The sequence below is a fragment of the Citrobacter sp. HN-141 genome (genome assembly GCF_033341895.1).
GTDB lineage: Bacteria > Pseudomonadota > Gammaproteobacteria > Enterobacterales > Enterobacteriaceae > Citrobacter.
In genome coordinates this window covers 1-6,405 of sequence record NZ_JAWPBF010000040.1, presented here as the reverse complement: position 1 = coordinate 6,405, position 6,405 = coordinate 1, and the positions used below count along the sequence as shown (strand labels likewise).

12 protein-coding genes and 1 pseudogene are annotated in these 6,405 nt (G+C 51.0%); all 13 read right to left on the bottom strand.

Annotated features, from left to right (window positions below; genetic code table 11):
- Window positions 1-186: 186 nt before the first annotated feature.
- The 13 genes and pseudogenes from RYZ59_RS24290 to RYZ59_RS24230 all read right to left on the bottom strand — a co-directional run bounded on the left by RYZ59_RS24290 (window position 187) and on the right by RYZ59_RS24230 (window position 6,328).
- Entirely contained in the window at window positions 187-462 is a 276-nt protein-coding gene (locus RYZ59_RS24290) for a hypothetical protein (protein ID WP_318051097.1), read from the bottom strand.
- 34 nt (window positions 463-496) lie between these two features.
- On the bottom strand, window positions 497-967 hold the full coding sequence (locus tag RYZ59_RS24285) for a lysis protein (RefSeq protein ID WP_318051096.1): 471 nt from the start codon (window positions 965-967) through the stop codon (window positions 497-499).
- Window positions 964-1,404, bottom strand: a complete 441-nt coding sequence (locus RYZ59_RS24280) for a lysozyme (RefSeq protein ID WP_318051095.1) — start codon at window positions 1,402-1,404, stop codon at window positions 964-966. Before RYZ59_RS24280 ends, RYZ59_RS24285 begins: the two co-directional genes overlap by 4 nt.
- Window positions 1,391-1,696 carry a phage holin family protein gene (locus tag RYZ59_RS24275; RefSeq protein WP_122008274.1) on the bottom strand — a complete coding sequence of 102 codons (306 nt, stop codon included), beginning with the start codon at window positions 1,694-1,696 and terminating at the stop codon, window positions 1,391-1,393. The genes RYZ59_RS24280 and RYZ59_RS24275 overlap by 14 nt, the downstream gene beginning before the upstream one ends.
- Window positions 1,697-2,003: 307 nt before the next feature.
- Window positions 2,004-2,693, bottom strand: coding sequence for a bacteriophage antitermination protein Q (locus RYZ59_RS24270; protein ID WP_318051094.1), 690 nt, complete (start codon window positions 2,691-2,693; stop codon window positions 2,004-2,006).
- A complete protein-coding gene (locus RYZ59_RS24265) occupies window positions 2,690-3,298 on the bottom strand; it encodes a recombination protein NinG (protein WP_318051093.1) in 609 nt (202 codons plus the stop codon). The genes RYZ59_RS24270 and RYZ59_RS24265 overlap by 4 nt, the downstream gene beginning before the upstream one ends.
- Window positions 3,299-3,300: 2 nt before the next feature.
- Window positions 3,301-3,507: a hypothetical protein gene (locus RYZ59_RS24260; RefSeq protein WP_103798104.1), complete on the bottom strand. Its 207-nt coding sequence runs from the start codon at window positions 3,505-3,507 to the stop codon at window positions 3,301-3,303.
- A complete protein-coding gene (locus tag RYZ59_RS24255; RefSeq protein WP_318051092.1) occupies window positions 3,507-4,106 on the bottom strand; it encodes a DUF1367 family protein in 600 nt (199 codons plus the stop codon). Before RYZ59_RS24255 ends, RYZ59_RS24260 begins: the two co-directional genes overlap by 1 nt.
- Window positions 4,107-4,181: 75 nt before the next feature.
- Entirely contained in the window at window positions 4,182-4,421 is a 240-nt protein-coding gene (locus RYZ59_RS24250; RefSeq protein ID WP_103798103.1) for a hypothetical protein, read from the bottom strand.
- 6 nt (window positions 4,422-4,427) lie between these two features.
- Window positions 4,428-4,682, bottom strand: a pseudogene (locus RYZ59_RS24245) (DNA polymerase III subunit theta).
- Between the two features lie 463 nt (window positions 4,683-5,145).
- Window positions 5,146-5,313, bottom strand: coding sequence for a hypothetical protein (locus RYZ59_RS24240; protein WP_071524449.1), 168 nt, complete (start codon window positions 5,311-5,313; stop codon window positions 5,146-5,148).
- A 127-nt stretch (window positions 5,314-5,440) separates the two neighbouring features.
- Window positions 5,441-6,094, bottom strand: coding sequence for a hypothetical protein (locus RYZ59_RS24235; protein WP_125362563.1), 654 nt, complete (start codon window positions 6,092-6,094; stop codon window positions 5,441-5,443).
- A gap of 3 nt (window positions 6,095-6,097) precedes the next feature.
- Window positions 6,098-6,328, bottom strand: a complete 231-nt coding sequence (locus RYZ59_RS24230) for a hypothetical protein (RefSeq protein WP_125362564.1) — start codon at window positions 6,326-6,328, stop codon at window positions 6,098-6,100.
- Window positions 6,329-6,405 lie beyond the last annotated feature (77 nt).

The following is a 6,405-nucleotide window of genomic DNA, read 5'->3' as shown; positions in this document are numbered from 1 at the left end:
GCTCATGATGTCCCTCTGGGATGCGCTCCGGATGAATATGATGATCTCATATCAGGAACTTGTTCGCACCTTCCCTAGGTGTCGGACATTAAGAGCCTCTTTATCCGCGATCGGGGTTATTTTCAGTTTATCCGCGCTAGGGGATATTCATTATCGAAGCCCCTCACTGAAGAGCTTCTGTAATAACTACAGTAACGGGCTGCACAATGCGCCAGTGCTGCGAGGGTGGGCGCCAAAGATATTGATTTTCTCTCGCACGTCTTCGCTGCACATTCGCTCTACGATTCGCCATTCCGCCTTGTCAGGAAGTGCACTTAGGGATGCGGCACTAACCACATATTCTACCGCCCGCCGAAGAGTGCATTTCGTTCTGGACAGGGAGAAGTTGTCGAAAGAGAGAGATGCGATAAACGCCCAGCACCCAGCAAAGAAAGCGGTAATTCGAGGGTAAAACTTAGCCATGCGGTACTCCTGTTTGTTGGTTTCCAGTGCCAGGTTATTTCAGGCACTGCGTGTTGATGTATTCCTGCAGATAGCCAACCTGCTTCGTTACTGTGGCGATTCGCTCTCTGAGGGTGAAATAATCCCGTTGAGCGGAGTCTGTAAGTCGGGGGCCGGAAGCATCGCCCAGGCTGCCGGTGCTGGTCGTTCCGTTCGCGGGACAGTTTGCGTTGAGCTGCAGCCGCTTACGGCCAGCAATGACATCGCTATGCAGACGCTCAATGGTTTCTTTCGCATCAGCCAGTTCTCCGGTGTATTTGGCATCCAGCGCAGCGACATCACGCTGGCGCACCTGCATGTCTTTGATGGTGTCGTTAGCCAGGCGGAGATTCTTGGTGGCTTTGTCGCGCTGGTCTTTGTAGGTGATGGCGTTTTCGCGGTAGTGGTTCACGAAGAACACCAGCACGCCGATTAACGCCACCACCAGCAACTGCAGCCAGTAACGCTTAACCAGTGCGCTAATCACGACAGGAACAGAGCGCGCTCCGCCTCACGCCGACGGGTCAGCCCGTTCAGGACTTTGCCACCAGCTTTATTCCAGCGCAGGAACTCATCGGCAGCGCCAGCGTAATCACCGGCGTTGAGCCTCCGCAGCAGCGTAGAAGTTGACAAAGACCGACCGCCGAGGTTGTAAGTGAACGACACCAGAGCATCGAATTGCGCCTGAGTCAGGCCGACTTTAACCAGGCGGGACACGTCGCTTTCGTAGCTGACCAGCCCGGTCTTCAGCAGACGTTCTGCTGTTTCCTGCTTAATCGTCATCCCGGCGCGGATTGGTTTTCCATCGACAGGCTGAGTCCAGCCATAGCCAATCGTCCAGACGCCAACGCTATCCTGGTACGCGGTGAGTTTGCAGCCTTCGAACTGCTTGATCAGGGAAATGCCTTTATCACTGGTTTGCATTCTTCATCCCCGTCAGCCGTTCCCAGAAGTACGTCAGTGCCACGGAGCCCATCGCCCCGCTGATGCCTGACGTAACCAGGATCATGTAAAGGCTCAGCCCACTCTCTACGCTGATCAGGCCACCAATGAGACCGGTAAATCCGGACACTGCGATTTGCGCCAGTGCGTTAATCCAGCTCCAGGTGGCTTTGTTCTGCTTCACGTCAATAAGGTATCGGACAAGCCCGCCCCAGCATGACAGAGCAAGGACAATCAGCCATGACACTCCGGCAATGCTTTCTTTATCTTGCATACGTTTAGCCATATCACCTCCGAAAAAACGGGGTGCTGTTTGTGTAGTGGGGAAAGGCCGTCAGACACGATAGCTACGTGGCATCTGGAATTGATTGTCTGCGGCCTGAATAAAAAACCCGGCGACAGACCGGGAAGATGAGGGTAAGGCAATGTCGGCTCTCTGGCCGAAGGGTCCCAGGTAGTGGGTTCTGTGTGCGGCGTACCGCAAATAAAAAAGCCCAAGGCGTTAACCTCGGGCTTGAATTCTTTGTGTCGACAATCAAAGCTATGGCGACGATATCAGATTTATATTAAATGTATGCTATTTAATTGACTTTTGCAATACCCTGCTGCGAAAAAGTCGTCTTTTGTTGTGATCGTGTTCTCACAGTACAAAGCAAGGATTCGCTATCGAGCCCCTTAAAGATGCTGCACATAACTCGCCAGTAGTCCGCGTAATTGTGGCTCCAGTTGTCCGGTTTGACATCACACATAGCAGCTAAGTCCTGTTGCTGATAAACATCACGACCAGCCAGTCCCGCTTTCACATCCTGAGCCGCCAGCCATATCAACTGATACAACCGGTCGATAGTCTTCTTTGCCACCCTCTTCCCGGCCAGTTGCTGGCTGAACTGTTGCCAACCCCACTGAGTGATTTCAACCTGATAGCACCAGCGCACATTCTCGCTGTAGTTCCATAGCAGCCAGGCCTTCTGGTGTTCTTCGAGCGTCATCAGTGCACGGCGCCACGATGCAGTGGAGTATTCAACCGGCTGCACCAGCGGAATATGCGATCCCTTGGCATGCGACTGTTTACCGGGGATTGGCGGGTTATCCAGCGTAATCATTTTCCCGGTCACTTCATCCAGCACTCGAGGCTTTTTACGTTTAAACTTTCCCGTATCGAACTGCGCGTTTTCAAGCCACGCCATCAACTGCCCTTTCGTTGCACCACTCAGGTCGGCAGTGGCCATAATCAGTTGCTGACGGACATATTCCAAATATTGTGCTGTCATGCAGCCTCCCTGATTTTGACGAGGTGACGCCTCAGGGCGCCGAAATGTTTTCTGATGGCTTCGAGTTCTTCGATGGTGTATCGGTGTGGAACGTTGTTGTTTTCGAGCGCCTCGACGCGCTCAGCCCCAATTTTCTCTATAAGGCCAAGGCGGTACTGCTGCTGATTGCCCGACAGCTGAACGTTACAGTGGTGGCACTGTTTACTGATATTGTCTTCGTGATAGCGGAGATGTGACGCTTTCCCACGTGAGCGGTAATGCCCGGCTTCCCACTGGACGGTGTCGAACGTCCCACAACTGATGCATGGCAAATCATGGTCACGCTCGCGAATATAGTCATTGACGACGCGCTGGGTTAAATCCTCCCAGTGCTTCAGCGGCTTAACTGCAGCTTTACGCTGGCGCCAGGCGGCTCGCTCTTTCTTCTCAGTAGCGCGCTGTTTGGCGGACTCTTTGCGCTTAGCGTCTTCACGGGCTTTTCTGGTCTGCTCTTTCCCGACGGCGCTGGCGCACTCATAACCGCAGACAGTCTGCGTGTCGCGAACCGGGTGGAACCACTGCCGGCATTCTTTGTTGGCACACTTGCGGCGAGGTAATTTAGCCATGCTCACCCCCAGACCTTTTGTCGAAAGGTTCTTGGCGTACGCGCCGGATGTTCGCATTCAGGCAATTTTGCGCTGACAGTCCAGGTGATGTTGTCGCTATTCAGGCTGCGTTCTACTGTGGCGCCACGACGGCGATAACTCGCCACCAACTCGTCTGCCTGTTCGGTTGTGCATTCGTGATGGTGGAACCAGGAATATTTCATGGTCATCACCCCGCAAAGCTCATGAGCTGCGAGGCGGCGTTTTCCGCTTCACGCTGGTCCTTGAATGCCCGGGACAATACCCAGCGCCACAGAACATCGAGCGCGGCTTTGTACAGCTGCTGGAACTCGGTTTCGTCCATGTTGGCGAAGGCAATGCTGCGGGGGTGTTTGCGAAGGGTGCCGTCGGGAAGCTGTATGGCGTCGTAGTGACCAGACTCGATGATCACCCATGCACGGTATGCGTCATAAGATTTGCAGATGCTGATACTACCGGCGCGTTTATCGGCGATACGCTCAAGATATTGCTCAGCAGCATCCAGGAGTGCGGCTTCACTTCCCGCGAATGAGGCAAGGAATTTGGCGTAGCCGGTTACCAGTTTGCGCTCGTTGGAGGAGATCGCCCCGCCAGTAGGTTCCCAGTATTCAAACCCGAGATTCAGGAGCGCAAAGAAACGGCGATGGAATGCGGGATTCCTCACCTGACGAAATTCGGCTACCAGTACGGCGCCGAGTTTGATTTTTGATTGCAGAACATCGCTGGTCTCCGGCGTCGCGGGGATCAGGATTCCTGATTGATGCTTAATGAGGTGTAGTTCGTGCGCCATGGTTCTCTCCGTGGCGCATCAAGTCGTCAGTTGTTCAGGCTGACACTGACATTATGTACAGTTGATAATGGAAAATCAATCAACTGGTTCGATGTTTAACTGAATGATTGCGTCATCTACAGCGGATCTGTTTTCCTCTGTAACATCGTGCTGATGCGCAATTAAATACTGGCTGTCATTTAACTCGTAAAGGGATAGCTTGAAAGCTTCGCCATCAAGTTTTATAGATGTTTTTCTGGGTGGAATTTCACCGATGTACTTCTGAATATCAACAAAAGTACCAAATTCACCTTTAAGAATAATAATATTGAACATAAACCCTCACTTTTTCTCGTTCTGAGATGACATCTCGATGTAACGTGGGTCTGACGCTCTTGGCAGTGTCAGGCTTTGCTCGCGGTAGTAGCGAATTCGCTCCATGAAGTATTCACGCAGATGCTCTGTTTGCTCACGGGCTACCTGCTCAGCGATAACCGGCATATTCATGCGTTCTTTGTAAGCTACGCCACTGGCAGCCAGGTCGACGTTAACCTTGTCCTGATCTTATTTCGAATTTACTGCAATGTTAAAAAAGATGACATATCTAAGGCTCGCATTTCCAGAATGTATTCTGAACACCAGTCCCGGCTGGTAAATGAGGGTTCATATTCGCACTGTGAATATACGTAGCTTTCGTTTTTCCGTATTGGTTACACGCTTTAACAGCTGTCTCATGAAGGCTATCGAGTCCGTACCAGCCATCAGACTGGATACTAACCTTCTCACCGTCGTTGTACTGTACTGCAGCGCAGCCAGATAACATCACAGAAAATACAGTCCCAGCAATCATCCTAGAAAATTTCATATAATCCCTCTCTTTATATTGAGAGGGATTATATGTTATGTCGCGATTTGTTTCGACTGTCATAGCTCCGGCAGGTTCGCGCTCACCAGCGCCTCAGCGAGCGCTGGAGGCACAGCGTTACCACAGCCCGCTACCAGAAAGAAAAAACCCGCCGTAGCGGGTTTAATTTTGATGGTGAGTGCTATTTATTGATAACTATTTCTGGCAAACCTTCTTGGACTTGCTGATAGAGCCATCATTACAAACAAATTTTTCACCCGAACAATGCGATATTCCGCCTTTCTTACCTGAGCATGGCTTGTTTGCTGCCGTTGCTGTCAGTGAAAAAAGTGACACCAATAAAACAACAAGAACTTTCTTCATATCCCTATTCCCATCAGTAAAAGTAAGTGAATCGTAGCAGGGATCGATGAAGCGAAAAAGAAAACCCGCCGTAGCGGGTTATATTGTCGATATGGGAATTCGCATATCGCTTGTATGGCAGGTTATATCAATCACCAGAGTCTACGAGCTTTTGCATAGCACCTGCGTAACGGGACATGCCGATTTCCAATGCTAACCTCACGTCCTGCTGAGGTGCTGCTGCGAGCATAGCCCTGTATGTCGGGTTAATGGCATCATGTTCGTTCATTGCTGCCCATCCTGCTTTATTCATAGCCTCCGTTGGCTCTTTTGGAACCAACTGCCAACCATCCGGAGTTACCGGATATTTGCCGGCCTGAAGCATGGCGGCGCGACAGGCTTCAAATACCGCATTGTTAAACCTCACACCTTCAAAAAAGATTTTCCCATTATGCTCAAACCAGAACTCGGACTTCTCAACATCGGGTAAGAGGCTTTTAAGCACGCCCTCAGACACTGATAACACCGCTGGCTGCGGTAACTGTGGTGCTGCGTAGAGTGGCATCGGCTCGCTATATTCTGCCAGTTTAGGGTCAGCCGCATGCAGTAGATAGCCCTTGTATGTCATGTACGCCACCGGTTCCTGCTCCATGCTGGCGAGAAGCTGGCGGGCCATTTCCTCGATAACTTCGCTATCGCATACTGCCAATAAATTCGTCATGTGCATTGCACACGGCTTGTACGTCGCCTTTCTTGCAAGCTCTGCGATTTCTTCCAAGTGTTCTTTGGTGAATTTGGTCATTGGTTAATCCTCAATCACACGAAACAAAACAGACTGCTGAAAGCCGGTAAGAAACCATAGCCCATCGACTCGCTGGCTCATCTCGTACCAGTCTTCCGGGTTAAGGTCGGACACGAGGTTGTCACCACAAATACAAGTATCTGGTCCGCGTTTCTCGGAATCATAAATATCACCAGGTGAGAACCACTCAGGATTATTGGAATGAACACACTCCATTTTGATTACGTCAGCCATATCTCACTCCCCCTTGTATCTTGAAAAGTGGTTAAAATAACATCCGTGTGATTTGGCAAGGCTCATGCAGCACGAAC

Bases quoted from the DNA above. Each gene is read 5' to 3' on its own strand.
- RYZ59_RS24240 (WP_071524449.1), bottom strand. From the start codon at position 5,313: ATGAAGAAAGTTCTTGTTGTTTTATTGGTGTCACTTTTTTCACTGACA.
- RYZ59_RS24270 (WP_318051094.1), bottom strand. From the start codon at position 2,693: ATGACAGCACAATATTTGGAATATGTCCGTCAGCAACTGATTATGGCC.
- RYZ59_RS24260 (WP_103798104.1), bottom strand. From the start codon at position 3,507: ATGACCATGAAATATTCCTGGTTCCACCATCACGAATGCACAACCGAA.
- RYZ59_RS24275 (WP_122008274.1), bottom strand. From the start codon at position 1,696: ATGCAAGATAAAGAAAGCATTGCCGGAGTGTCATGGCTGATTGTCCTT.
- RYZ59_RS24230 (WP_125362564.1), bottom strand. From the start codon at position 6,328: ATGGCTGACGTAATCAAAATGGAGTGTGTTCATTCCAATAATCCTGAG.
- RYZ59_RS24250 (WP_103798103.1), bottom strand. From the start codon at position 4,421: ATGTTCAATATTATTATTCTTAAAGGTGAATTTGGTACTTTTGTTGAT.
- RYZ59_RS24255 (WP_318051092.1), bottom strand. From the start codon at position 4,106: ATGGCGCACGAACTACACCTCATTAAGCATCAATCAGGAATCCTGATC.
- RYZ59_RS24265 (WP_318051093.1), bottom strand. From the start codon at position 3,298: ATGGCTAAATTACCTCGCCGCAAGTGTGCCAACAAAGAATGCCGGCAG.
- RYZ59_RS24235 (WP_125362563.1), bottom strand. From the start codon at position 6,094: ATGACCAAATTCACCAAAGAACACTTGGAAGAAATCGCAGAGCTTGCA.
- RYZ59_RS24280 (WP_318051095.1), bottom strand. From the start codon at position 1,404: ATGCAAACCAGTGATAAAGGCATTTCCCTGATCAAGCAGTTCGAAGGC.
- RYZ59_RS24290 (WP_318051097.1), bottom strand. From the start codon at position 462: ATGGCTAAGTTTTACCCTCGAATTACCGCTTTCTTTGCTGGGTGCTGG.